Annotated in this window: 19 protein-coding genes; 5 read left to right on the top strand and 14 right to left on the bottom strand. The window is 47.3% G+C overall.

Annotated elements, in window-relative coordinates:
* Positions 1-18 precede the first annotated feature (18 nt).
* From G395_RS0118295 to G395_RS0118285, 3 genes are all read right to left on the bottom strand, one after another.
* Positions 19-3,198, bottom strand: a complete 3,180-nt coding sequence (locus G395_RS0118295) for a SusC/RagA family TonB-linked outer membrane protein (protein ID WP_026631382.1) — start codon at positions 3,196-3,198, stop codon at positions 19-21.
* A gap of 273 nt (positions 3,199-3,471) precedes the next feature.
* Entirely contained in the window at positions 3,472-4,035 is a 564-nt protein-coding gene (locus G395_RS29730; protein ID WP_157486736.1) for a VapC50 family PIN domain-containing toxin, read from the bottom strand.
* Entirely contained in the window at positions 4,032-4,439 is a 408-nt protein-coding gene (locus G395_RS0118285) for an excisionase family DNA-binding protein (protein ID WP_229204213.1), read from the bottom strand. The genes G395_RS29730 and G395_RS0118285 overlap by 4 nt, the downstream gene beginning before the upstream one ends.
* Positions 4,440-4,713: 274 nt before the next feature.
* Here G395_RS0118285 and G395_RS0118280 point away from each other — a divergent pair, with 274 nt between their 5' ends.
* Complete coding sequence (locus tag G395_RS0118280) at positions 4,714-7,872, top strand: TonB-dependent receptor (protein ID WP_026631380.1); 3,159 nt, start codon at positions 4,714-4,716, stop codon at positions 7,870-7,872.
* A gap of 138 nt (positions 7,873-8,010) precedes the next feature.
* Here G395_RS0118280 and G395_RS29725 read toward each other — a convergent pair whose 3' ends face one another.
* Positions 8,011-8,547 carry a hypothetical protein gene (locus G395_RS29725; protein WP_051350242.1) on the bottom strand — a complete coding sequence of 179 codons (537 nt, stop codon included), beginning with the start codon at positions 8,545-8,547 and terminating at the stop codon, positions 8,011-8,013.
* Positions 8,548-8,616: 69 nt separating this feature from the next.
* Complete coding sequence (locus tag G395_RS32160; RefSeq protein WP_157486735.1) at positions 8,617-8,781, bottom strand: hypothetical protein; 165 nt, start codon at positions 8,779-8,781, stop codon at positions 8,617-8,619.
* Between the two features lie 134 nt (positions 8,782-8,915).
* Here G395_RS32160 and G395_RS0118270 point away from each other — a divergent pair, with 134 nt between their 5' ends.
* Both G395_RS0118270 and G395_RS0118265 read left to right on the top strand, forming a co-directional pair.
* Positions 8,916-9,881, top strand: a complete 966-nt coding sequence (locus G395_RS0118270; RefSeq protein WP_026631379.1) for a TIGR03885 family FMN-dependent LLM class oxidoreductase — start codon at positions 8,916-8,918, stop codon at positions 9,879-9,881.
* A 121-nt stretch (positions 9,882-10,002) separates the two neighbouring features.
* Entirely contained in the window at positions 10,003-10,482 is a 480-nt protein-coding gene (locus tag G395_RS0118265) for a response regulator (protein ID WP_026631378.1), read from the top strand.
* Here the strand turns inward: G395_RS0118265 and G395_RS0118260 are convergent.
* Together G395_RS0118260 and G395_RS0118255 are read right to left on the bottom strand one after the other, a co-directional pair.
* A complete protein-coding gene (locus tag G395_RS0118260) occupies positions 10,444-11,535 on the bottom strand; it encodes a glycosyltransferase family 9 protein (protein WP_026631377.1) in 1,092 nt (363 codons plus the stop codon). The two genes, G395_RS0118265 and G395_RS0118260, sit on opposite strands and share 39 nt — an antisense overlap.
* Positions 11,528-12,112, bottom strand: a complete 585-nt coding sequence (locus tag G395_RS0118255; RefSeq protein ID WP_026631376.1) for a D-glycero-alpha-D-manno-heptose-1,7-bisphosphate 7-phosphatase — start codon at positions 12,110-12,112, stop codon at positions 11,528-11,530. Before G395_RS0118255 ends, G395_RS0118260 begins: the two co-directional genes overlap by 8 nt.
* A gap of 160 nt (positions 12,113-12,272) precedes the next feature.
* On the opposite strand from G395_RS0118255, the gene G395_RS0118250 reads away from it, so the two are divergent.
* Positions 12,273-12,944, top strand: coding sequence for a DUF6766 family protein (locus G395_RS0118250; RefSeq protein ID WP_026631375.1), 672 nt, complete (start codon positions 12,273-12,275; stop codon positions 12,942-12,944).
* Between the two features lie 35 nt (positions 12,945-12,979).
* On the opposite strand, the gene G395_RS0118245 is transcribed toward G395_RS0118250, so the two are convergent.
* From G395_RS0118245 to G395_RS0118235, 3 genes are all read right to left on the bottom strand, one after another.
* Positions 12,980-14,230 (bottom strand): alkaline phosphatase family protein, encoded by a 1,251-nt coding sequence (locus tag G395_RS0118245; RefSeq protein ID WP_035361712.1) that lies wholly within the window; start codon positions 14,228-14,230, stop codon positions 12,980-12,982.
* Positions 14,231-14,408: 178 nt separating this feature from the next.
* Entirely contained in the window at positions 14,409-16,214 is a 1,806-nt protein-coding gene (locus G395_RS0118240) for a RagB/SusD family nutrient uptake outer membrane protein (RefSeq protein WP_026631373.1), read from the bottom strand.
* Between the two features lie 18 nt (positions 16,215-16,232).
* Positions 16,233-19,511 (bottom strand): SusC/RagA family TonB-linked outer membrane protein, encoded by a 3,279-nt coding sequence (locus G395_RS0118235; RefSeq protein WP_026631372.1) that lies wholly within the window; start codon positions 19,509-19,511, stop codon positions 16,233-16,235.
* A gap of 211 nt (positions 19,512-19,722) precedes the next feature.
* Between G395_RS0118235 and G395_RS0118230 the strand changes: the two genes are divergently transcribed.
* On the top strand, positions 19,723-20,358 hold the full coding sequence (locus G395_RS0118230) for a TetR family transcriptional regulator (RefSeq protein WP_026631371.1): 636 nt from the start codon (positions 19,723-19,725) through the stop codon (positions 20,356-20,358).
* A gap of 8 nt (positions 20,359-20,366) precedes the next feature.
* Here G395_RS0118230 and G395_RS0118225 read toward each other — a convergent pair whose 3' ends face one another.
* The 4 genes from G395_RS0118225 to G395_RS0118210 all read right to left on the bottom strand — a co-directional run bounded on the left by G395_RS0118225 (position 20,367) and on the right by G395_RS0118210 (position 23,754).
* Positions 20,367-20,750, bottom strand: a complete 384-nt coding sequence (locus G395_RS0118225) for a hypothetical protein (RefSeq protein ID WP_157486733.1) — start codon at positions 20,748-20,750, stop codon at positions 20,367-20,369.
* A gap of 80 nt (positions 20,751-20,830) precedes the next feature.
* Entirely contained in the window at positions 20,831-21,601 is a 771-nt protein-coding gene (locus G395_RS0118220; RefSeq protein ID WP_026631369.1) for a helix-turn-helix transcriptional regulator, read from the bottom strand.
* Between the two features lie 23 nt (positions 21,602-21,624).
* Entirely contained in the window at positions 21,625-22,518 is an 894-nt protein-coding gene (locus tag G395_RS0118215; protein ID WP_211237788.1) for a haloalkane dehalogenase, read from the bottom strand.
* A gap of 90 nt (positions 22,519-22,608) precedes the next feature.
* A complete protein-coding gene (locus G395_RS0118210) occupies positions 22,609-23,754 on the bottom strand; it encodes a DUF4249 domain-containing protein (RefSeq protein ID WP_229204211.1) in 1,146 nt (381 codons plus the stop codon).
* Positions 23,755-23,960: the final 206 nt, after the last annotated feature.

Raw genomic sequence — 23,960 nt, 5'->3', positions numbered from 1 at the left:
TCTCTTTTAAACTTTAAATTAAAACTTCACATTCACGTTCAAGCCGTAAGTGGCAGGCACCGGAATGCTTCCGCCTTCAAGCCCCTGAATGTTCCCGCCGCTGCTTGTGAATTCAGGATCAATGTATTTGCTGGCCGTATAAATGTTGGCCAGATTGCGGCCATACAGACCAAAATAGATTGATTTCACTGTTTTGTTGGCCAATGGCAGGCTATAACCGAATGTAACTTCTCTCAGCTTTACAAATGTTGCATCGAAGATTGTCTGGGGCGTCGGACCGCTGTATTCGCCACGCGCCCAGGCTTGTGCAGTGATGCGTGTGTCGTTTTGCGTTGTGTTTGTTACTTCGTAGGAGCCGTCCGCATTGTATTTCACTGTTCCTTTCACACCTTCCAGCACCACGCCGGTTTCACGCACATTGTTGGCAGCCGTTTTGTCCAGCACACCAGCATACATACCTACTTTATAGGTTTGTGAGAAGAATTTCCCGCCGACGCGGCCATCCACCAGGAAGCCCAGGTTGAAGTTTTTATAGGTAAAGCTGTTCTGGAAACCGAAAAGATATTTTGGCAAAACACTTCCCAGCGGCGTCAGTTGCTGGCCACGGTCGTACGTTCCGTCCGCCTTGATCACTTTCTGGCCATCGGCTGCGTATATGAAATCATTGCCCAATATCTGCCCGTAAGGCTGGCCTTCCCGAGCAACCAATGTTACCAGGCTGTTGGCCAGCTGGAATGTGTTTACGCCCGGCGCCAGCGCAATCACCTTATTGCGGTTACGTGACCAGTTCAGGCTCGAATTCCATTCAAAACCGTTCTGCCGGATCGGCGTGCCGGTTAATGTTACTTCCACCCCTTTGTTGTTGATCTTACCTGCATTAATCACCTTGGAATCGTACCCGAACGCCGAAGAAACGGGAATGTTGATGATCTGGTTGCGGCTTACATTATCATAGTAAGTCACGTCCAATCCTACCCTGTTCTTAAATGCCTGAACGCTCAGACCAGTTTCCCAGGAGCTGGTGATCTCCGGTTTCAAAGCCTGGTTATTGAGCTGCGTAGGCAGTTTGTAAGAAGCTAATCCGTCAAATGACTGCGAAGCTTCATAGGCACGCTGCAATTGGTATGGGTCCGTGTCATTACCCACCTGCGCCCAGCCCAGACGAACTTTCGCAAAGTCAAGCCAGGTCCAATCGTCTATTCCGTTAAGCTCGCTCAGGATCAAACTGGTTGTTAATGAAGGATATGCAAATGAATTTCTGGCAACCGGCAAGGTGGAAGACCAGTCGTTACGCAATGTTCCGTCTACAAAAAGCAAACTTTTCCAACCTAGCGAGAAACTGGCAAAAAGTGAGTTGATCTGCTTGCGGTAAGCATTGGAATTCACCAGAACAGAGCTTGCATTTTTAAGGTTGTAATATTCAGGAATGATCAATCCGCCTTGTGTTACAGCGTCGCTCACGCGGCGTTTCTGGCTCATGATGTTTCCTCCGGCGTTCACATTCAACGAAATATCACCCCAGCTTTTGTTAGCCGAAGCAAGCAACTCGTAGTTGAACTCGCTGAAATTGTTGATATACTCCTGGTATTGCGACTGCGTACGCGAGTAAACCGCGATGCGGTCCTGATATTGATAATTGTAAACATCCGCATTCACTTTTCCGCTCACTTTCAGCCAGCTGTTGACGTCGTAAACAAGGCCCACGTTTCCATAAAAACGGTCGCGGTTCTCGTCCAGGTAACTTTCGTATGCCGACCAGTAAGGGTTATCGATAAACTTGGCTGCTTCTCCGGCAGGCGTATTCTGATAGCCGCTGCGGTTCCACAAAATCTGCGTTCCGTCAGCTCTTTTGTAATTTTTCAGCTTTTCATAATCCACCTGCACGGCGCCCCATTGAAATGCTTCCAGGATGATGTTCCGGTTCGTAGCACCCGTCCATGGACGGCCGGTCGACTGGTTTTTGATATAATTAAAATTGTTGTAAACCTTCAACTTACCCAGCTGCGTCGATCCCGAAAAATTGATCGAGTTTCTTTTCAGTGAAGAATTCGGCACAGTTCCTTTTACATTTTTATTGGTGTATGAAAGCCTGTAAGTGGAATTCGCGTTCCCGCCGCTTACTGAAAGGCTGTTGGTATTGGCAACACCCGTTTCAAAGAATGTGTGGACATCATTCTTGGGATAACTCCATGGCTGGGGATTCAGGTAATCCGCCGAATTTTCAGGATCAAGGTTATACCAATGCAGCACGGGCGTTCCGTCCAGCTTCGGCCCCCAGCTTTCGTCTACGGCATATTCTGCAATGTTGTAGTCTTTGCCCCCAATGTTCGCCTGCTGAAATGTGCTTGAAAAACCGCCGCCATATAATTTCTGACGCTTGGGCAACCGCACGATCTGCTCAAACTCGATGCCCGTGTTCAGCGTAATGTTAACCTTGCTGTTTTCTTTTCCTTTTTTGGTTGTGATCAAAATGACCCCGTTCGCGGCCCTGGTTCCATAAAGTGCCGCCGCCGAAGGCCCTTTCAGCACCGAAATGTTCTCGATATCATCTGGGTTAAGGTCCTGGATCATGTTTCCTACATCTTTTCCGCCGCTTCCTGAGCTGGTAGCCGCGCTGTTCAGGTCCGCATTGTCGATAGGCGTTCCGTCGATAACATATAATGGCTGGTTATTTCCAGAGATCGAATTCACCCCGCGCAAAAGCACACGTGACGAACCGCCCATGTTACCACCTGAGGTAACAACTTGCAAACCAGCTACTTTACCGGAAAGTGCGCTCAATGCATTGGTAGGTCGTGTTTGCAGTGCCTCGCCCTTTACTTCCTGCACGGCATAACCCAATGCGCGCTTCTCCCGCGAGATTCCGAGTGCTGTCACCACCACTTCGTTCAGGATCCGGGTGTCGGCTTTCAATGCAACGGCAATTTTATCGCCATTGCCAATCGCCACATCCTGGGCCAGGTAACCGATAAAAGAAACGACAAGGATGGACGCATCGTCGTTGATGTTTAAACTGAAAGCACCGTCTGCATCGGAAAGCGTTCCCGACGAGGTTCCTTTTACCGCCACCGATGCACCGGGAAGCGGTGAGCCGTCATTGGCATCAGTGATGATCCCGCTTATGACCCTTTGCTGGGCAATGACAGATCCCGTCGCGAGAAATGTCAGGATTAATAGATATAGAAATCTTGTTTCCATGAATTGTATTTTAGTAAGATGAGTAATGTTAAGTTCAGCGCACCAGGCGCTCACAATTCTTGCACAAATTTACTAAAAAGGGATTAAATATCTAATCTCTATCGAGATTATAGAATAATAATTTTATTTGTCTTATTCATTGATTTCATCCGTCAATAACGAGGACAATATTGTATTGGAATTGTACAGGAATTATGAAAGTGGCAGCAGAATGGTGCCAGGTAATTAGCGTTTTGACACTTTTGGTATAGCGGGCGAATCAGTTCTAAGATATCATCTCGCGAAGCAGTTGGCTTGTTTTAATAAGGCCGGTTCTTTGAATTTGTCGAGAACCTCGATCGCCGTCATTGGCGGGTTTCGAAGATAGCCTACTTGGTTTTCAAATGCCAGTAACGCATCCTCGGGATTGAGTTCGATCAGATTGCAGATGAAAAGATCGGGATGTTGAGCATCAAGATCGTATTGGCGTAAAAGCTTATTTGGGAAATCTTTTAAGTTAGCAGTGACGATCACATCAGCATTGCAACGTATTGCAGCCGCGAGAACGTGCGCATCGTTTTTATCAGGCAGTGCAATGGAATTTTGCAGCGATTTATAGTTGCGGACATTTGCATCAGGAAATGCATCTTGCATAGCAACCCTAGTTCTTTGCAGTTGCTTCGGAAGAATATCCGGTCTTTTCATCAGTAGATTTCGCGTCCACTCTTCATGGATTTCATCAGTCCATTTGGGGATGTATAAGCCCAAATCTGCCAGGTGCAAAAGTAAATCACGTATCGGTGCCGGGTATAGCACACAGGCGTCGAGGATAGCAACAACCCTTGCAGAATGAATCATTCGTAACCTAAATTTAATTCCTGCGCCTGCTCGGCCAGGAATTTCAGGTTTTGCTTTCTTGTTTTATCCAGCTGATCAGCATATTTCATCAAATCTTCTAATAAGATCCTGCGATGACTTCCAGCCTTTTTAAATGGCATGACGCCTTGTTCAAGCAACTTTACAATGTGAGGCCGGGACACATTCAGCATATCTGCCGCCTGCTGCGTACTCACTTCGGACTCTGAAGGAATTAGTGATATGGCCTTTCCCTCGGCCATGATCGAAAGGATATGCGCCAAAAATTCAAGTGCTTTTTTCGGAATTGTAAACAACTCCCCGCTCTCCTGAATACTAATGATGACCGTACCCGACTTGCGCCTGAATACCGCCGACGTAAAGTTCACTACCGATTCACTTGCCATTTGCTGTTCCCGTTTTGTTGGCCTTTTCAATACAGTTTCCATGTCGTGAGTAAATTTCAGTAAAGATACTAAACGAAATAAACGAAACAAAGGCTTTCCGTGACACACCGCTCCTTCCCCACCACACCCTACCACCAGAAGGTTAATTATTGGTTAATCGCCCGTTAACACAGCCTTAACATTGCCTGTCTACTTTTGCGGGCGTTAAACCTCCCTGCCCTGACGAGGCGAATTTTATCCAATCACAACTATTACTCAATTAACTCACCAAAAAATGAATCGATTAATTACCGGACTTATTGTGGCGTTCGCAATGGTCTTCTGTTCGGCCGGCCTTTATGCGCAGGGCAACGAAGCAACCATCATTGGGAAAGTCTCTGAAGTGAATGCTGGCCCGATCCCGGGCGCGACCGTACTGGTCAGAAACGAATCTACCGGTTTTCAGGCCGGAACGGTTACTGACATGAATGGCGACTACATTATCAAGCAATTACCGCTTGGTTCACCTTACTCCATCACCGTTTCTTTTATTGGTTTTGGAGAACAAAAGAAAACGGGATACGCACTCAACCAGGGCGATCAGCTGAGACTGAACTTTGCGATGGAAAGCAGCGCTAACGAATTGCAAGCTGTCGACATCAAAGCCAATTCACTTAAGAACACGGTGGTAACACTGGGTTCTTCCACGCCGATCACGGCAAAGGATATTTCCAAATTGCCTGTAAACGGCCGGAACTTCACTTCCCTGATTGACCTTTCGCCGCTAAGCAACGGAACCAGTTTGGGTGGACAACTTCAATCTTCTACCAACTTTACGGTGGATGGTATGACATCACGCGGAACGATCGCCGGAGGATCTACCTCAGGTGCCTACTCTATTTCGATAGAAGCGGTGCGGGAGTTTAAAGTGGTGACCAACGAATACGACGTAACCATGGGCCGCGCAGGTGGTGGTACCATCAGTACTGTGACGAAGTCGGGTACAAACAAGCTTTCAGGAAGCGCATTTACATTTATGCGTAATGACTGGCTTACCAGTCCTTATGATTTGAGAGGAAACAAAAGGGTGCAGGATTTCTCAACCTTGCAATTCGGAGGTTCATTGGGTGGTGCTATCAAAAAAGACAAAGCACATTTCTTCATAGCATGGGATCACCAGGCTGATTCCCGTCCTTTATACATTGCCAACATTCAGTCTGCCGCTGATGAAGCTGCCAACCGTGTGACACAGGAAACACTGGATAACTTCCTGGATATCGCCAGATCAAAATATGGTGTTTCTAACGGTCCTCAGTTTGGTTCCTTCGGAAAGACAAAAGGAACAGACGCCATCTTTGCAAGGATCGACTGGCAGTTGAACGCTAAGAACCTGCTGACGATACGCAATAACTTTGTACGGGAAAATGATCTCTTGTCCGAAGGTGATAACTCCGGCATCAATGCATACGAGTCTTATATAGACCGTAAGAAATTCGATAACAGCCTAATGTTGTCTTTGCGGACTATTTTAAACCCGAAAGTGACCAATGAGCTCAAACTGCAGCATTTTTACGAAGACCAGGCTATTATACCAAGTCCAGAACTTCCTGCTGACGGTATCCCCCGCGCCATTGTAGAAAACGTACAATCTACTTCAGGAACGACTAATTACAACACTTCTATTCAGATCGGTGGCCAGCGTTTCTCACCTGAATGGTTCAAAGGAAGTGTGGTTCAGCTGGTTGATAACTTTTACTATAACACGGGAAAGATCAACTTTACTTTCGGTCTCGACCTGATGTACAACCGCATGAAGTCGCGTTACGGAAGCGAAATGAACGGACGTTTTTACTTCACAGGTCTGGAAAACTTCAACAACATGACGCCTTACCGTTATGCAAGAGAGATCAACCTGCTGGAAGACCCCAGCAATGTTGTAAATTCTATGAGCACGGGTGTTTATGCACAAATGGACACGAAACTGGCGTTAGGATTGGAAATGATGGCAGGTTTACGACTGGATAATACGCAGTATCTGAACAAGGCCAATTTCAACCAGGATGTATATGATGAACTGGGATTAAGCACGGATAATGTAATCAACACAACACAGTTACAGCCTCGCGTGCAGTTTACCTGGGATGTCAATGAAAGAAGCAAAGATATCGTACGTTTTGGAGCAGGTGTTTTTGGCTCGGCTTTGAACCCTTACTCGATGATCAACAATATGTTGTTTGACGGAACAAGAGTTGCTTCCGTGGACATTCAGGACGCACGCCTGATGCCAAAACCAAACTTCCCTGGTTACCGCGCAGATCCTTCCACAGCACCGGGTGCAGAGCTTTTCAACATTCCCGGCGTTGAAAGATTGGTAACGATTAATACCAACAGCAAAGACGCGAAAATTCCGGTGGTGTATAAAACCAACTTCTCTTATAACCACTTTTTCAGCGACCGTCTGCGCGTGGGTGTAAGCGGATATGCTTCGTGGGCTCGTAACAACTATATGTACGTGGACCGCAACATGGTGGAAGATCCGTTTTTCCGCATCACAGCAGAAGCCAACCGCGGTGTGTATGTGCCGGCTGCAAGCATTAATGAAAAAAATGGTGCAACAAACTGGCTGCTGGGTCGTAAAACCACAAAGGTGGGTCGTGTGCTTGAACTGAACAGCGAAGGAAAGAAAAACCAGTACGCAGTGGTGATCGACGGAACCTACCGTTACTTCAAAGATGGACAGATTACTGCTTCCTACACCTGGAACGATTCAAAAGACAACACCTCTTACAACGGAAACGTGGCCAATACTGCAACGCTTGACCTGATGGTTACCGATGATCCACGTGATTTGAGCAAAATGACTTATGCCAACAACCAGTTCCGCAACAAAATCGTATTCTACGCAACAGCGCCAAGCATTTATGGGGTAACCATTGGCTTGCGTTACTCAGGCATCGGCGGAACGCGCTACCATCTAGCAGTAGGCGGTAACATGAATGGTGACTTCGTATCATCCAATGACCTGGCATACGTTTACGACCCGAACAGCGCTGAAACGCCTGAATATATCCGTAAAGGACTGCAGGCTATCCTGAACAATCCGGAGGCTGAGCAGAGCATTAAGGATTATATCAACAGGGATAAAGGTAAAATCGCAGAACGCAACGGTGGCGTGAATGGTTTTTACGGTGTATTTGATTTGAGACTTGCTAAAATGTTCAAAATTTACAAAAGTCATGGTCTGGAAGCTTCTGTTGATATTTTCAATGTTGCTAACCTTTTGAACAAAGATTGGGGCGTTGGTAACAACCTGGGTAAGCAGAACCTTTACACCATCAAAAGCTTCGATAAAACGACACAACAATTTGTCTACAATATGAGCGGCGGAACCGGTGTATCCAGCTTGAATGGTAACCCTTACCAGATCCAGCTTGGTTTGAGATACGCGTTTTAAAAGCTATTAATTAAAAGCTCTGTCAGCCTGAGCGGAGACGAAGGCGCGTTACTCCTGGATAACGCGCCTTCGTCTCCGCTCAGGCTGACAGAGCATTATACCGAATAGTCCGATCAGGCTGACAGGTGCTTCAATCCCCTACTTCAACATCTTAGTCAAATCATTTAAATCGACATCTCCGTCTCCATCCTTATCAAGGCCTAGCTTGGCGCCCATGCTGCCTAGGTTTCCGCCTAAGCCGCCGCTGGATGATGTGGTGGTTCCGCCCATGCCTCCGCCGAATTTGCCACCGGTGAGTGAACCGAGAAGCCCGCCTAAGTCAAAGCCGCCGGCTCCGCCCTGGCCGCCTCTGTTGGCCATTTTGGCGAGTACGACGGGAATGATTGCGGAGGCAATCGATGCTGCTGTGCTTCCGTTGATACCAAACTTCTGCATGATATTACCGGAAAAATTATTTGTCATCTGCTGCACGGCCGGGTTGCTTTCCGCTTGCCCGCTTCGCACGGATTCGAACAGACTATTTACCTGATCCGGCTCCTTGTTACTCAAACCGTCCACTATGGACGTTTGTGCTTCTTGCATTACGGCTTCGTTGTGCTCGTTGGGCACTTCGTTATTTTCAACAACCGCCTGTTGTCCGTTTTGTTTTATCAGATTCAACAATTCATCAAACATAGTTTCTCAGTTTAAGATTTGAATTTTGAATGTTAAACAAACCATGCCAATTCCATGCCGTCGATCTGCTTATCCATATGAGACTTGCGAGGCGCTGTCGGACGAGCCTAACAGTTTGTGCAAAGCCGTTGTTAGTCGCTGGTAGGAACTGTGGCCTGCGAGTTTTAAGCCTTTTCCGGCTAATGTCATGGTAATGGTCGGGAATGAATCGATGCGGTTACGGTGAAGGCACATTTAATGCAATTTTCGCGGGGCCAGTTAAAAAAATCCATGCCAGAGACTTACTCCCAAAAGTTGTGGAACGATTTTTAATTGCAACTTTCCCGAACTGATAAAAATGCAAGATTAAACCAAAAATACAGACCGGCATGAAAGATATCCAGATAGGTTACCACGCTTCCCACGAACAATTCAGACCCAGTCAGCTTACCGAGTTTGTGCAGCTGGCGCAGGCCGCAGGATTTACAACCGCGCTCAGTTCCGACCATTTTTACCCCTGGAGCGAAGCCCAGGGTGAAAGCGGATTTGCATGGAGCTGGCTGGGAGCTGCAATGCAGGCGACCAATCTTAGTTTTGGGATTGTTAATGCACCCGGGCAGCGTTATCATCCTGCCATTATTGCGCAAGCGGTGGCTACCCTTTGCGAAATGTTCCCGCGCCGTTTCTGGATCGCGACGGGGAGCGGCCAGTTTTTAAATGAACATATCAATGGCGAAAAGTGGCCTTCCAAAATGGAACGCAACCAGCGCCTGAAAGAGTCTGTGGACATTATGCGTGCCTTGTGGGCAGGCGAAACCGTTACAAATAACGGATTGATTAATGTTTACGACGCGAAGCTCTATACGTTGCCGGGATACATGCCTGATGTCATCGGTGCCGCAATTACGGAGCAAACGGCTGAATGGGTCGGCGGATGGGCGGATGGCATGATCACAACGTCGCGGCCGCCCGCGGAGCTGGCCCGGATGGTGGAAGCATTTCACCGGGGAGGCGGAGAAGGAAAGCCTGTTTACCTGAAAGTGCAGCTGTCCTATGATGTTACCCTTGAAAGAGCATTGTTGGGCGCGCACCAGCAATGGCGGAACAATGTCTTCCCATCCTCCCTTCTTGCCGACATCCGTTCCCCGGCAGGTTTTGATTCTACCGGCTTAATGGTCCGGCCGGAAGATATGTTGCAGGCAGTAAGAGTGTCGGACAGCCTCGACCAGCACACGGAATGGCTTTCGCAGGACATTGCGACAGGAGTTACGCACCTTTACCTGCACAATGTAAATCTGGAACAAGCGCTTTTTATAGAGAAATTCGGAAAAAATGTCATTCCGCACCTTGTCTGACAGTTTTGTTCCTAACTGAAAAATGCAGCCCGGCGATCCAGGAGTCCGGGCATACTTTTAATGGAATTTGCATAATACTTCTTGGCAATACATTAAAACAATAACCAGGGGAATCATTAGTATGGACACCGAATTATTTATAGTAGACGATAACCCGGATTTACATTTTTTGCTTTATAATATTTTCAAACAGTTTGATAAATCGTATCGTGTAAAGTTTTTCGAAGATGGCCGGTCCCTGTACCGCCATCTCGATGCTTTATCGCAGCGCCATGATAATCACCTGTTTCCCGGGCTTATCATTCTCGATCTAAATATGCCGGGCATGAGCGGAATGCAGCTTCTTACGCTGCTCAAACAGCCTTCCAAGCCGGAGCACGTTCATCTCAAAGACATTCCTGTGGTAGTAATGAGCAGCGATAACTCGGAAGAAAAGATTATACAATGTTACAAGCGCGGCGCGGATGCTTATGTGATCAAACCGATTGAACACGAGCTGATGAAATCGACATTGCATTCTGTATGCAAGTTTTTTCTGAGAACGGTGGATCGAAATAACCAGTTAAGCGTTTCCCACTCTGATGTCACTTTCAGGGATTAAGGTTTCGAGCGCAGATAAAATCATTTCCGGCGTGGGATAAGGAATGTGTTCGGTGTATAGTTTTTTTGAAACATATTGAATGACGGTGTTACGGCTTTGCAAATGGGCGGGAACCGAGAATGATAAAATCCTGTGATCCGACTTCCACGGCGTGTGTTGCGGGTTGGTTTCAGCATACAAAACAACCTGGGGCGTTTGCATTGCCGCTGCTATGTGGATTGTTGCAGTATTAACGGAAACGACGCAGGTTGCCTGCCCGATAAGCGCTGCAAATTCCCCTATTGAAAGCATTCCCGCAACCGACACTGCCGGTTTCCCGATTCCCAGGCTGATCATTTCGGCCAGTTCCTGCTCAGCACCAGATCCGGTTATGAAGATCTGCAAACCATATTTTTCCGCAATCTGCTTTCCCGCTTCTATCCAATATTCCGTCGGGTATTCTCTTTTCGCTTCGGACACACCCGGATGCAGTATCATGTATGGCCGCTCCAAAGAACTGGTCACAGTAGAAAGTTTACGAAATAAGGAAGCCCGCTCCAAAGGTTCGATCCCGAGTAAAAGGCGGTCGTCCGCGGTAGCGGCTCCCAATTGGGCAACCAGGTCAAGATCACGCTTAACCTGATGGGATATTTGCTGATAAGGCTCCGGATCTGGGAGCCAATGTGTGAGCAGTTGATAAGGATTTTCCCGCGCATAAGCCAGGCGCACAGGGATATCGGCCATATACACGAGCATTGCGGCTGGCAGCGCGCTTTGACTGTAAACGGTAAAAATGATAGCTGCATCAAAATTCCTGCTTTTTAACTCATCAATTCCCGCAGCCAATGCACCGCTGCTGCTGCCGGCACTCTGCACCCAGGGCAGGTCGGATACGATCAGGTCATCGATGCAATCCAAATAAGGCCCGATGAGCGAGCCCGCTTTTGAGGTGAGCAGGGTTATGCGACTTCCGAATGTCTCTTTCAATGCGCGAATGGCGGGTGCGGTCATGATGACGTCACCCATATTATCGGCCCGGATGCAAAGTATGTTTTCAAATGTTTGCTCAGGCATGGGCAATGGTGTTTTTGTTTGTAATAATGTGGCTTGCGGCATCCAGGAAGTAAGGGGTGGTATAATCGGGCTCCCGGAAAGGGCCTTTCAGCCATTCCGTTTCATTTCCGTTATTGATTAAAATGCTTCGGCAACCAGCACGGTTACCCGCCTCTACATCATTGAGAATGTCCCCGATCATCCAGGATTGTGCGAGGTCAATGTTCAAGTTTTCTGCTGCTTGAAATAATAAACCAGGCTGCGGCTTGCGGCATGTACAGGTTTCACTGCCTTCTGACGGCGCATGCGGGCAATAGTAAAACCCGGAAAGTGCAAGCCCGTTCTGCTCGAAAATGAAGTTGAAATGGTCGATCAGCTCGTTCAATTGACTTTGAGAAAACTTTTGTAAGGCAAGCCCGGATTGATTGGAAATGATCACAAGTTTGAATCCCTCTTCCTGCAACGCACCAAGGCCTTCAAAAACTCCCGGTTCGAATGTTACTCGTGCAGGATCAACATTATAGGGAACGTCTTTTACAAGCGTCCCATCTTTGTCCAGGAAAATGGCTTTGGCGGGAGGGGTTTCCAAATACTGCATGCATTATATTGGTTAATAAGACCGCTTTGGTAAAAAACAGTGCCACTGAGATGGCTTTCCCAAAGCAATATTTAAAACTTGCAGAAGTACTGGCAAACTTTTTGATATGCCGCTATTTTACGAATGTGAAAAGAATTTAACCTTTATATACCGAACACACATGGGCCAGGCCAACAAGCAGCATTCATTTTTATACAGAAACGGCTTAGGCCTTCTTTTTGTGGCTCTATTTATTATAACGCTCTGTGCGCAGGCCGTAACCGGCTGGCACGAACACAACTCAGAGCTTGAACAGGAACAGGCAGCGGCAATCAGCTTCCTCAGCTATCTTCAGACAGGGCATTTCATTTCTGCAACATTCGAAAATTTTGAAAGTGAGTTTTTGCAAATGGCCCTTTACGTAATACTTACGGTAGGACTTCGCCAGCAAGGTTCCGCTGAATCGAAATCCCTTGATGAGCCGGAAGAAGTGGATCGTGAGCCTAAGCCGGGACCGGATGCGCCCTGGCCGGTCCGAAGAGGCGGATTTATATTGAAGCTTTATGAAAATTCACTGTCCCTGGTGTTCGGGATTCTGTTTATCATCAGTTGGGGGCTGCACTTGTATGGAAGCTGGGTGGACCATAATGAGCAGCAGGTTTTACTCGGGCAGGCAAAAGATTCGATTGGTGATTATCTGCTGCAGGCCACCTTCTGGTTTGAAACATTCCAAAACTGGCAGAGCGAATTCCTGTCTATCGCCAGCATTGTAATATTGACTATTTTCCTTCGCCAGAAAGGCTCCCCGGAATCAAAACCAGTGGATGCACCAAATTCTGAGACCGGGAAGTAAGGTTTAATGCGTAAAAAAAGGCGAAACATTCGGGTTTACTGCTCTACAATCCAGCGGTTAACCACATTGTATTTGCCTTCGACAACCACCTTGTAAAATCCTTTCGGGAATTTGCTGATATCTAATGATGCCTTTCCTTCTGACACGGGGAGTTGTCTCATGAGCATGTAAAGGTCACTACCGCCGGTTTCGAATCTGTTGGTTACGGCAAGCCAGATCTTCACCTCGCCATCTTTTTCCTGCGGCAGCCAGCTTACAAGAATGTTGTCCGATTCTTTCTTTAAAGCCAGATCGGTGATGGATATTTTGCCTGTTAAAGGGATGCCGTCCAGCTCGAAACGTTGCTCTTTGGGGATTTTCAGATCCAGATGCCGTGCCATGGTAGGCATAATGTCCACGATAGCCGGAATCTGCTTGTTTTGTGCAGATTTAGTAAAATAAGTGTTGAGTTCTTTAGCATTCGTAACAATCCAGGTGCTGCGCTCGGCGTCGGACTGGCCGCCGTGGTCCTTTCCTGCCGGCTCTCCCCTTCCGTGATCCGTAGTGATAAATAGCTGCCAGTTTTCACCATGCTTGCTCTCTCTTTCGTTCACCGCTTCCCAGAGCTGGCCCATTTGCGCATCCATTCTTTTTACAGCATCAAAAAACTGCGGACTATTGCCATAGCGATGGCCCATATCGTCCGTGAATTCCAGGTAAACCCAGGAAAGGTCCGGCGCTTCACTTTTGATGTTGGCAGCAGCTTCGTCCACAACTTTCCCGTCGATCTTGCTGATAAATTGTGCGCCTTTATCGTGCGGGAAGTTAATGGTATCGAGCTCGAAACCATCGAAAAAGTAATCCATCTTCATCTTTCCCGTTTCGGGCAAGCCCGTCCCGATCAGCTTCGTGCGGTTGTCAAGCCAGGTGGAAAAAATGGCGGTTTTTTTGGCAGGATAGGATTCACGGAAAAACCTGAAAATAGTCCAGTAATGGTAATTGGGTGCCTTAATGTCGTTATCCCAGACGTTATGCTTGTTCACCCAGGTGCCGGTTAGCAGGCTATTGTAACCTACCGCCGAAATCGTCGGCGTTTGTGAATAAGTCTTTTTCTCACCCCCCACATAGGCCCGCGTCATCCCTCCCACTTTCGCAATCGCGTCCAGATTAGGCGTCGCCACTTTTTTCAACTGCTCATATGAAATACCATCCACGATGATGAAGAGGGATTTGTTCTTGTTTTGCGCAGCGGTCTGGTGGACGAGGAATAGGATCAGGATTATGGAGATGGCTTGTTTATGGGACATTGGGATTGTGGGTTATGGGTTGTTCGGTTTTTGTTTGTTTTAATGTGGTTTGTCAGTTCCCCTGTCACCCTGAGCGGAGCCGAAGGGGCGTTACTACTTGGCAGTAACGCCCCTTCGACTCCGCTCAGGGTGACAGAGCTGGTGACTTTTCACACGCTCAATTTAACTACTATATTAACTACTCCCAGCCAAAAAACTGCTTCAAATTCGGGTTAAGCGTTACTTGTGACTTTGGCACGGGTCTGTAATAATATTTTGGTTCGCGGAATGTGCCTCTTTCCGGGTCGGTAACGATAGTGCCGCTGGTTCCATTTTTCAGGAAAAAGGATGCATCGCTGCCAACCGGGCCTACGCGGTAATAGATCAGCTTCTTGCCCAACGAATTGGATTCTTTGTTGGCCTCGGCCGGAATGGCTGAGGATACGGGGATCAGTTTTACATCCACGACGCCATCGCCGGTAAGATCGTAGTTGCCCAGTCCGGGGAAGTATAGTCCTTCGGGTTCTTTTTCAATGAGCTTTCCGGCATTCCAGCGCATAAGGTCGTCATAACGGAAACCTTCCATCGCCAGCTCAACGCGCCTTTCGCGGCGGATTTCAAGCAATGCGCCCAGCGTGCTGCTGGTTGCGGACGGATATTGCGATTTCAACATGGCATCCGCTGTGGCACTCAATGTCAGCTTAGGCATCCCGGCACGGGCACGGACTTTATTTACAGATAAATCCAGATCGGCTTGCGTCAGCTCGTTCAGTTCGGCTTTGGCTTCTGCGTAAGTAAGCAGCACTTCGGCATAACGCAGCAATGGTGTGTCCAGGCTGTTGGCAACTGCGACATCTTTTTGATTTACAAAACCCTTTAGCTGATGATAACCCGACTGATTCTTGGCAAACTGCTGTACATAAATCCCGGCTCCCTGCGAATAAGTTGTCGCATTCACCAGTTCCCAACCTGGGTAAGCGAATGTTTGGTAGAGGCGCGGATCTCGGTTTTTGAATTCTTCAGTGAAAAGCTTTAGAGCATAACCAGCCTGGCTTGTGAAAGGCGTTCCGTCCTTCATTAAATACGTTTGCAGCAAATCACGGGCGGGACTGGCTTCGTAATTCCCGAACATAAATGCGCCCCACCAGCCGCTATTGATCTTATCCTGTTCATTAAATGTGCCCAGAATCACCTCTGCATTGCTTTCCAGACTAGTGTTATTGAATAGCGAAGCGTAATCTTCCATTGGTTTGCCGGTGCTATGGACCGAGTAATCACCGCTGTCAATCACTTTTTTCGCAGCATCCCTGGCAATTTGTAGAAAGCCGTTTGCGGAGGCTTGCAGGTTGAGCTCGCTGTGATATTTACGAAAAGTGCCTTCGTATAAAGCATGTCGGGCCTGGTAAGTGAGCACGGTCGCATTGTTGACCGCACCCGACCGGTTGTCGTCACGCACATGCTGCGCGGCAAACGCATAGTCTTCAAATATTTTACCAATCACAAATTCCCGGTTATCCTGCGGCTTATTAAGCGCTTCGTCATTGGTCGCAAGCACATGGTCATACCAGGGCACATTGGAGTAACGCTTCACTTTTTCCATATAAAACCTGGCACGGAAAAACCGCGCGAGACCCTCGTAATGGTTGAGCGCCTCCTCACTGATCGGCGCTTTGCGGAAATTATCCAGGAAAAAATTTATGTTGCGTAATGCTGTCCAGTCCCAACCTGCATTGACCGTGGCCGATGAAGGGTTTCCTACCATAATGCTCTTGATCTCTGTTGCGCCGGTGGTGGCGGCATTGTCGGTAGAAGCATCATCGACGTAAATACCAGTTCCGCCGAAATCGTACAGGCCCAGTATGTAGGTTTCGAGGTCCTGCTCGCTGTTAAAATATTTATCTTTTGAAATTTCCGTTTGCGGAACACGGTCCAGGAACTCATCATTACAGCCCGAAACAACGGTTAGCAGACCGGCTGCCAGCAGCAATTGAATATATTTTTTCATTTTAAGATCTTATTTAAATTAAAACTGCAGTTCCAATCCGAATGAGAATTTCCGCTGAAACGGATAAGCATAACCCCAGCCGCTCGAAGTCCTTTTCGATGGATCTACTTTATCCACATTGTCCGTGATGGATTCGGGGTCAAAGAACTTTTTTACCTGCGAAAGCTCCGCCAGGTTTTCGCCGCTTGCATAAATGCGCAGTCTCGAAACCTTGATTTTTTGCAGCATTGCCGACGGGAATGTATAACCGATCGTTATGTTTTTGAGTCTCACATAAGCGCCGCTCAGCATATAACGTGTTTGCGGAATGGCAAGCCCCTGAGACTGGTCCACCCGTTCACCCAGGTTTCTGTCTGCAAGCCAGGATTGCAATACGGGGAACTTCGCGTCGGTGTTGGCATCGGCCAGGCCGGCATTGATATAGGATTGCGAATGTTGTCCGCGCAGGACATCGCTATCAGCCGCGCCGCGGTAAAAATCAAGCAAATGCGCATATCCACCGGCATAAGGTTGCTGGTAAAAGCCCCAATAAAGATAATTGAGTGGGTAATAATCCATTTTACCAATGCCCTGGAAGAATGCGCGGAAATCAAAACCATTCCATTCTGCGCCCAGATTCAAGCCAAAACGAAGCCTCGGCGTCACATTACCGATCCTTGAAAGGTCTTTGGCATTATCCACCGTCGTCCCTTTTTCGATCTTACCATTGCCATCCAGGTCCTGATATTTAGGCCAGCCCGGCACAACCGACAATGCACCCCAGGGAATGATCTGCGTTTGGTCGAGCTTGTTGATCTCGTCCTGTGTTTGGAAAAGGCCATCGCTTTTCAGTCCCCACATTTCACCAAGCTCCATGCCTTTGTAATATTGGGTCAAATTCTTGTTCGGGTTGTCGAAGCCGGTGATGGTTGAACGGCTGTCGCCCAATGTGAACTTGCTGTTGAAACGCAGGTTTTTTCCGCCTACATTAAAATCTTCATCATAACCCACGGACAGTTCCCAACCTTTTGTTCTCAGGTCTGCCGCATTTTCTTTCGGCTCAGGCGCACCCAGCACGTCCGGAAGGTCACGGCCCTGCGTCAGCATTCCTTTTGTATCCCGGCTGTAATAGTCAAATGAAGCCGTGATTTTATGCTGAAAAAACCCAAGATCAGCGCCAATATTGGCAGAAGTTACTTTTTCCCAGGTATAGTTAGGCGAAACCAGCGTGTCTGACGTCACCACCTGCGGCACGTTTCCGTCGACAATGTATTCACCTCTTTTCGTCCCCATTTTGGCGATGTACCCATATTCGCTCACGAACTGGTTACCCAGCAAACCGTAAGATCCACGGATCTTGAAATGGTTTACAACCTTCGACATTGGCTTCCAAAACTCCTCACCGTCCACTTTCCAGGCAGCCGATGCCGACGGGAAGAAACCAAAACGCTTGTCCTTCGGAAACTTGGAAGAACCGTCGTAACGACCATTGAACTCAACAATGTATTTGTCTTTATAAATGTAGTTCAAACGGTAAAATGCGCCACGGATCGCCCACTCGCGGATTCCTTCGCCTACAAGCGCCTCGCCCGTGGCCAAACCTATGCTCGGTAAGGAAGCAGAAATAACACCCGCTTTCTGCGCCTCGAAATACTCAGCGCGGTTCGACTCCTGGTTATAACCTGCTACGGCATTCAAATGATGAAATCCTAAGGCCTTGTTAAAGGTCACATAAGCATTGAAAACGGTGTAGTTAACATTATCAGCCCTGCGGTAAGCAACATTGTTACCCTCTTCGCGGATGTCCGAAGGGCCATACCCGATCTGCACTTTTGACTGGTTCTCAGCAGTATTTATGTTCTGCCTCCGCGTTGTGAAATCAGAATTGAATTTCAGCATATCTTCAAAAAAGGACATTTCCGCATTGAAAGTTGTCTGAAACATATTGTCCTTTTTAAGTGAACGGCCTCCTTCTATTAGCTGCGCCGCTACCCTACCCACGTCCGTATTGGCCCAGGTTCCGTCCGGGTTTTTATCCACCGACGTAGGGAACAGGTCGTAAAGTCTCTGGATAGAGAGCTGGAAAGGTTTTGTTCTTTCGGTCAAGGCAATGGAAGTGTTATTTCCTATTGAAAGCCATTTGTAAGGCTGGAAGTTAACCTTGCCCCGCGTTGTGTAGCGGTCGAACTTGTCCTCCGCAATTTTTAACGCACCATTTTGAGAATCATATGCGCCTGATAAATAATAAGTTGCCTTACCCGACTTCCCTGCAAGCGAAATGTTGTGACGCTGGGAAAGGGTGAAATTATCCAGGAAATATTTCGTCCAGTCCGTGTTACCCATGTATTCATAAAGCGAGTTATCGACCGGATTCAGGCGGATCGGATCCGTTCCGGAAGGGTTGTCTGAGCGGTCTTTGGCCCAGGCATACTGGCTCGCCGTGTAATTAACATTGTCCCAGGGCGTGTTATCCGTCGACGTTTCAAGCAAACGCATGTATATATACGGATCAATCACTTTGTTTGGAAGCACTGTGGGTTTACCGAATGAAAAGTTGTTAGAGTAATTGATGCTCATCTTTTCCCCTGTACCGGTTTTGGTCGTGATCAGGATCACACCGTAGGCCGCACGCGCTCCGTAAATGGCTGCCGAAGAAGCATCTTTCAAAACCGAAATACTCTTAATGTCCGAAGGCGCAATGAAACTCAGCTCCGCCGCGTCCATCGGCACATTATCAACCAAAATCAGCGGGTTACCACCATTAATGGAAGTAAAACCACGGATGTTGATGTTGGGAGCCTGCCCGGGCTCGCCGCTTACGAAGTCAATGTTGAGGTTGGGAACTGCGCCTTGCAAACCCTGGGCTACATTCTGGATTGGCCTGGCTTCCAGCATTTTGCTGTCTACCACGTCTACCGCTCCCGAAAGATTTTCCTTTTTCTGGGCGCCATAACCCACAACGACGACTTCGTTCAAATTTGCCGCATCTAGTTCGAGCGTAATGTCCAGCGCGGTTGCTTTGCCCACCGTCGCTTCCTGAGGTTTGTAGCCAATGAAAGAGAAAACAAGAACGGCGTCGGGCTGCAACCCGCGCAGCACATATTTCCCCTCACCGTCGGAAACGGTTCCTTGCTGCGTTCCTTTCACCAGTACGTTCACGCCGGGCAGCACGCCGCTGCCGTCAGCCGATTTGATCACTCCCCGCACCTCGCCCTGCGCAAAGGATTGGAGCGCCGAGCCTCCCAATAAAGCTGTCAGCAGCCATAACAGGCAAACCGACCGGTGCTTTGTAAACAATTTAGATAGATTTTGCGCCATACAAATGATTTGGTTAAAATGATGACTACGGCCGAAAACGACCGTTTTATTCTTGCAAAATTGCTGATTCAGGAGGACATACGTTTTAAGAGAATGTTAACAATTTGTCATTATTTTGATTGAACGTTCATTCAATAAAAATACGTGAGTACAGTATTCTACTCTAATGTTTTTCTTTTGTATTATCGCGGATTCAAATCAAAACTCAGGCATGGGAAGAAAAAGCCTCAAAGGGGCCCGACAGCAGGAAATTATTCTGGCATTTTATAAACTGGCAAAGATAGAGGGACTCGAAAATACATCTATCGCCAAGATAGCCAAGGAGATGGATGTGAACCCGAGCCTTATCATTCATTATTTTCAAAATAAAGAAGAGCTGAGCTACGCACTGATCGACTTCATTCTTGACCGCTACACGCCGATTTTCAAGGTGCCGGGAAAATCTGCCAAGAATTCGAAAACCATTCTGCTGAAAGTGATCGATAATCTTTTTTCAAAAAAATGGGACACATTATTTGACGACGGGCTTTTTTACAGTTGCTATGCGCTATCGTTCAGAGACGAGAAAATTAAAACGAGATATAAATCGCTGCTGGAAAGCCTCAGACACAAGCTTTGCGAATTGATTGACGCATGTAATGAAGACGGCAGCCTTTCAGTTGAAAACCCTTACGAATGTGCCGATCTTATATTTACGATCCTGGATGGCGCCTATTTCTATTTAAGCATGATCAGAGAACCCGCCATTGCCAAAGCAAAACTGGCCAGCTACAAGCAAAAAGCGTTGAATGTAGTGGGTTTGCAAGCTGAAAGTCCGCTTGCGTCCGGGCCTGCTGTGCTGCTGTAATCAGATCATCAGATTTTTACTTTTATCCGAAGCTTTCCAGACGTTGAGTCATTCAGGGATTTATAATTTATATAAACCCGCTGACTGTAATAGTCATTCCTGGCCTCAGGCTGGCCGAGCTTCCCGGCAGGAATTAGTATTTCCGTTTTAGATTCAAACCTGGGATCTGAGGACCAATGAATTGCGGCGCTGTGAGACAGCTCCCCTTCAAACGAAAATTCGATAAATGTGGGCGCTTTTCTGTTTTGGATTACGAACGACGTATCACGATCGGGCCTGAGAACGTCCAGATTATACGTCTTTTCAGATTCCATAAGTGTTCCTTCACAAGATGTCAGAGCAATGGCAAGACATCCGAGCAAGCTTGCATACAGGTTTGAAGATAGCCTCATTAAGCAGGTTGATTATTTATGCCAAAAATAGTTATAGGAAGTTACAAACCATTAATACATCTTCAAAAAGAAAAGCAGAATTAACCGGAGTGTCTTCCTGCATTGAAAAATTCTTTCGGCGTCTGCCCGGTGAACGTTTTGAAGTTTTTGATAAAGTGGGATTGGTCGAAGAAACCTGCATCCAGTGCTAAATCAAGAAGCGGCTTATTTGCCGTTGCCTGCCCGATGAGCACTTTCATACGGACTATATCAGCAAATTGCTTGGGCGTTGTCCCGACAGTCTTTCGAAACCTTTTTTCAAAAACATCTAAACTAACGTGCAGGTTGTCGGACAGTTCTTTCACACTAAGAATTCCTTTTGCAGCTTTTATCTTTTCAACGGAGTGCTTAATGAGCAGATCGTTTTTTTGACCCCGAATCCTTGCAATGAAAAACCGCTGCACAACATTGACTTTGCCTTGAATGGATTCAGCTGCTTCCAGCTGTTCTTGCAAAAACATTAATTCGGAGTGCTTGAAAAAGTGATCTAGTGCGACATTCAGTTCGAACAGTTCGTGAATTGGCAAATGGAAGAAGGCAGCAGCGCCGCCTTCTTTGAACTGGACAAGAATATTAGCACTGTTTTGGCCGTATTCAGCAATCCTGAAAGATTTTCTCAGTCCGGATAGCGACAGCATAGGGAGGCAATTGTTTCCATTCTGCTCCCGATAATGTACATGCCCCTGCAAGCGGATGGCTGCTACAACAGAAGTATCTGGCAACAAACGGTTCGCAAAGGAGCCGTTGCTTTCCACAACCACAAACGCCCTGATGAACGGGCTCAGACAGGAGGCAGGTTCAAATGTTTTCATAGCTAAGATGCAAATGTACTGACTTACAAAACTTTCCGCAACCATTCCGAAATAGCGATGCCTATATCCGCAGCGGAATCTTCCTGTAAGTTATGGTGTCCTTTAACCGTGATATGGGTTTGATTTGGCCAGGACAAACAGGCCTGCTTTTCCGCTTCCGCCAATGTGCCGGGTGTTGCCTCAATAAATAGTTTGGGGATACTGCTTTTTTCCAGCCAGCTGCTGTTTTCAATTACAATGCTGATCATATGCGCCGGTTCACCGCCGAGAGGCAATTGTCTGGCCCAGGCAAGCATGGCCCGCCTGCCTTCACCGGGCTCAGAAAATGGGCGACGGTATTCCGCCATTTCATCGTTCGACAATGTGCGCAGGATCGTTTTTGGTAAATTAAACTCTATGAATGAGTTCTTCATCAGCACCATTTCTTCGCCTTCACTTGTCCGCAGTTTTTGAAAAGTTTCGCGTGCTGCACCGGGCACTTCGTCCCATGTCCGCGGCTTGGTAATGGCTTCCATATATACGATCCCTTTCACAGCACCGGGATGTTTTCTTGCCCAGTCAAAAGCAAGCACTGAGCCCCAGTCATGCGCCACAAAAATGACATTTTCATGAATGCCGAGCGTGCTGAAAAGCATATCCAGATGCATCATGTTATTAGCAAAATTATAATCCGAGGCATTGCTGAAATGTCCCGAATCTCCCATGCCCGGCAGGTCAGGAGCAATGCACCGTCCCAGATCCTGTAGATATGGAAGAACATTTCGCCAGATATAGCTTGACGTTGGGTTGCCGTGAAGAAAAATAATGGGATCACCTTTGCCATAGTCCAGGTAAGCCGTTCGCAGCCCATTGATAGTCTTATACTTTTTCCGAAGTTGAAAGGCAACTTCGATTTCCATGTTTTGAGTTGTTTTCATTTTTTACTTTCCTTTTTTACACAAAATTCTGTGTATCCCAGGGAAGTAAATAGTATAAAATCATTGATTTGGTTTAAGAATTTGAATCCATTACCAGAATGCAGGCTTCTTCGTGGTGCCACCGGCTGTGCGGCAGTCTGTGCATTCGGGAGTGGCTACAAGGACGTAATCCGAGCGCGGGCCCCAATAGGTCAGCAGGAGTTTTTGCGTGTTGAATGCGCAGGGATCATCAGGAAATCTGGTGCATTGAACCGGGATGGTGTCAGGTTCCGTGCATCTTGGAAACCTGCCCAAGCTCGGGCTGATGGTCACTCTTTTGGTTTCCTCGGTGGATGCGCTGAAATAACCGAATACAAGGTTTTTGGGATCAGAAATGTTTTTGATGTTTCCGGTCACCTGCCCTGGCTGCGGATCAAACAAACCTCCTGTGAGTTGTGTCGATTTGGAAAGCTCTGTCCAGTATTCAAATGCTTCCCGGGACAAACCATATTGTTTAACCAAAATGCTGTATTTTCTGAAAAGCTTATTGGAGGATACAGGGACCGTGTTTAAGGGAAGATTTTTAATGATATCCTCACTAAGCCGAACCGTACTTCCCAGTAAAATGCTGCCGCTCTTTTTATTCCCCCAGCACTTGGTAATGTTCTCCCGCCGGGACACGATCTGACTATCCACAATTTCCAGAGCCGACGAATAGGTAGACTCGTACTCCCACGTTTCATCAAACTTCCAGCGGTAAAACTGTGTCTTGTTCTGCCCGTCGTGTGCATTGACATAAAATATCATTGCATCGCGGACCGCATCCAACTTATAGGTAACGCTATCAATTACCGGCGTGACACTAACGGATACGAAATCCGACACATATTCCTGTCCGTTGTCTGTTTGAATCCTGATCCGGTACTTATCGCGCATGTTGAATGCAGCCGGCGGCAGCACATACATTCCGGCGGCAGCTTCAACAAATTCATAATTTGTCCCGGTCTCTCCCTCCACCATCAGGGAAGCACCTGTCTCAATGATCGGCTGCTCCGTCTGGTTCACATTTTGTGTCCTGCGCAGTTCAATGCGGCTGGTGTCATTGCCGCCCACATTGAAAAAACCGTCAACTACAAGATATTGCTCGTCCAGGCTCACCTCGGGAGGCGAAAACGGCACAATGCAGCTTTTGAAAATGAGCAGGAGCACAATACAACATGGGACACTGTATGTTTGCTTGAACTGTAGAGTCATCATTTATCCTGATTGGTTTTATAACGAAGCGACATCACCAAAAGTCACATCATGTTATTAAATACTAAAATGATGAAAACTATTGAAGCGAAGGGTTCTGTTGCCAGCCACTGAAATGCTTTCATTCGTGAGAGCATTCCTATTTCGGATCAAATGCTCAATACGGACATTCATATCCGGCACTGTCCGAAATCGGACAAATTCTTTGG

The organism is Dyadobacter alkalitolerans DSM 23607, from assembly GCF_000428845.1.
GTDB lineage: Bacteria > Bacteroidota > Bacteroidia > Cytophagales > Spirosomataceae > Dyadobacter > Dyadobacter alkalitolerans.
Note: the sequence above shows the minus strand (reverse complement) of the source record. Positions and strands in the feature narration are given on the sequence as shown.

Excerpts from the sequence above, each read along its gene's own strand:
- G395_RS0118295 (WP_026631382.1), bottom strand. The coding sequence starts at position 3,198 with ATGGAAACAAGATTTCTATATCTATTAATCCTGACATTTCTCGCGACG.
- G395_RS29730 (WP_157486736.1), bottom strand. The coding sequence starts at position 4,035 with ATGATTCATTCTGCAAGGGTTGTTGCTATCCTCGACGCCTGTGTGCTA.
- G395_RS0118285 (WP_229204213.1), bottom strand. The coding sequence starts at position 4,439 with ATGGCAAGTGAATCGGTAGTGAACTTTACGTCGGCGGTATTCAGGCGC.
- G395_RS0118280 (WP_026631380.1), top strand. The coding sequence starts at position 4,714 with ATGAATCGATTAATTACCGGACTTATTGTGGCGTTCGCAATGGTCTTC.
- G395_RS29725 (WP_051350242.1), bottom strand. The coding sequence starts at position 8,547 with ATGTTTGATGAATTGTTGAATCTGATAAAACAAAACGGACAACAGGCG.
- G395_RS32160 (WP_157486735.1), bottom strand. The coding sequence starts at position 8,781 with ATGTGCCTTCACCGTAACCGCATCGATTCATTCCCGACCATTACCATG.
- G395_RS0118270 (WP_026631379.1), top strand. The coding sequence starts at position 8,916 with ATGAAAGATATCCAGATAGGTTACCACGCTTCCCACGAACAATTCAGA.
- G395_RS0118265 (WP_026631378.1), top strand. The coding sequence starts at position 10,003 with ATGGACACCGAATTATTTATAGTAGACGATAACCCGGATTTACATTTT.
- G395_RS0118260 (WP_026631377.1), bottom strand. The coding sequence starts at position 11,535 with ATGCCTGAGCAAACATTTGAAAACATACTTTGCATCCGGGCCGATAAT.
- G395_RS0118255 (WP_026631376.1), bottom strand. The coding sequence starts at position 12,112 with ATGCAGTATTTGGAAACCCCTCCCGCCAAAGCCATTTTCCTGGACAAA.
- G395_RS0118250 (WP_026631375.1), top strand. The coding sequence starts at position 12,273 with ATGGGCCAGGCCAACAAGCAGCATTCATTTTTATACAGAAACGGCTTA.
- G395_RS0118245 (WP_035361712.1), bottom strand. The coding sequence starts at position 14,230 with ATGTCCCATAAACAAGCCATCTCCATAATCCTGATCCTATTCCTCGTC.
- G395_RS0118240 (WP_026631373.1), bottom strand. The coding sequence starts at position 16,214 with ATGAAAAAATATATTCAATTGCTGCTGGCAGCCGGTCTGCTAACCGTT.
- G395_RS0118235 (WP_026631372.1), bottom strand. The coding sequence starts at position 19,511 with ATGGCGCAAAATCTATCTAAATTGTTTACAAAGCACCGGTCGGTTTGC.
- G395_RS0118230 (WP_026631371.1), top strand. The coding sequence starts at position 19,723 with ATGGGAAGAAAAAGCCTCAAAGGGGCCCGACAGCAGGAAATTATTCTG.
- G395_RS0118225 (WP_157486733.1), bottom strand. The coding sequence starts at position 20,750 with ATGAGGCTATCTTCAAACCTGTATGCAAGCTTGCTCGGATGTCTTGCC.
- G395_RS0118220 (WP_026631369.1), bottom strand. The coding sequence starts at position 21,601 with ATGAAAACATTTGAACCTGCCTCCTGTCTGAGCCCGTTCATCAGGGCG.
- G395_RS0118215 (WP_211237788.1), bottom strand. The coding sequence starts at position 22,518 with ATGAAAACAACTCAAAACATGGAAATCGAAGTTGCCTTTCAACTTCGG.
- G395_RS0118210 (WP_229204211.1), bottom strand. The coding sequence starts at position 23,754 with ATGATGACTCTACAGTTCAAGCAAACATACAGTGTCCCATGTTGTATT.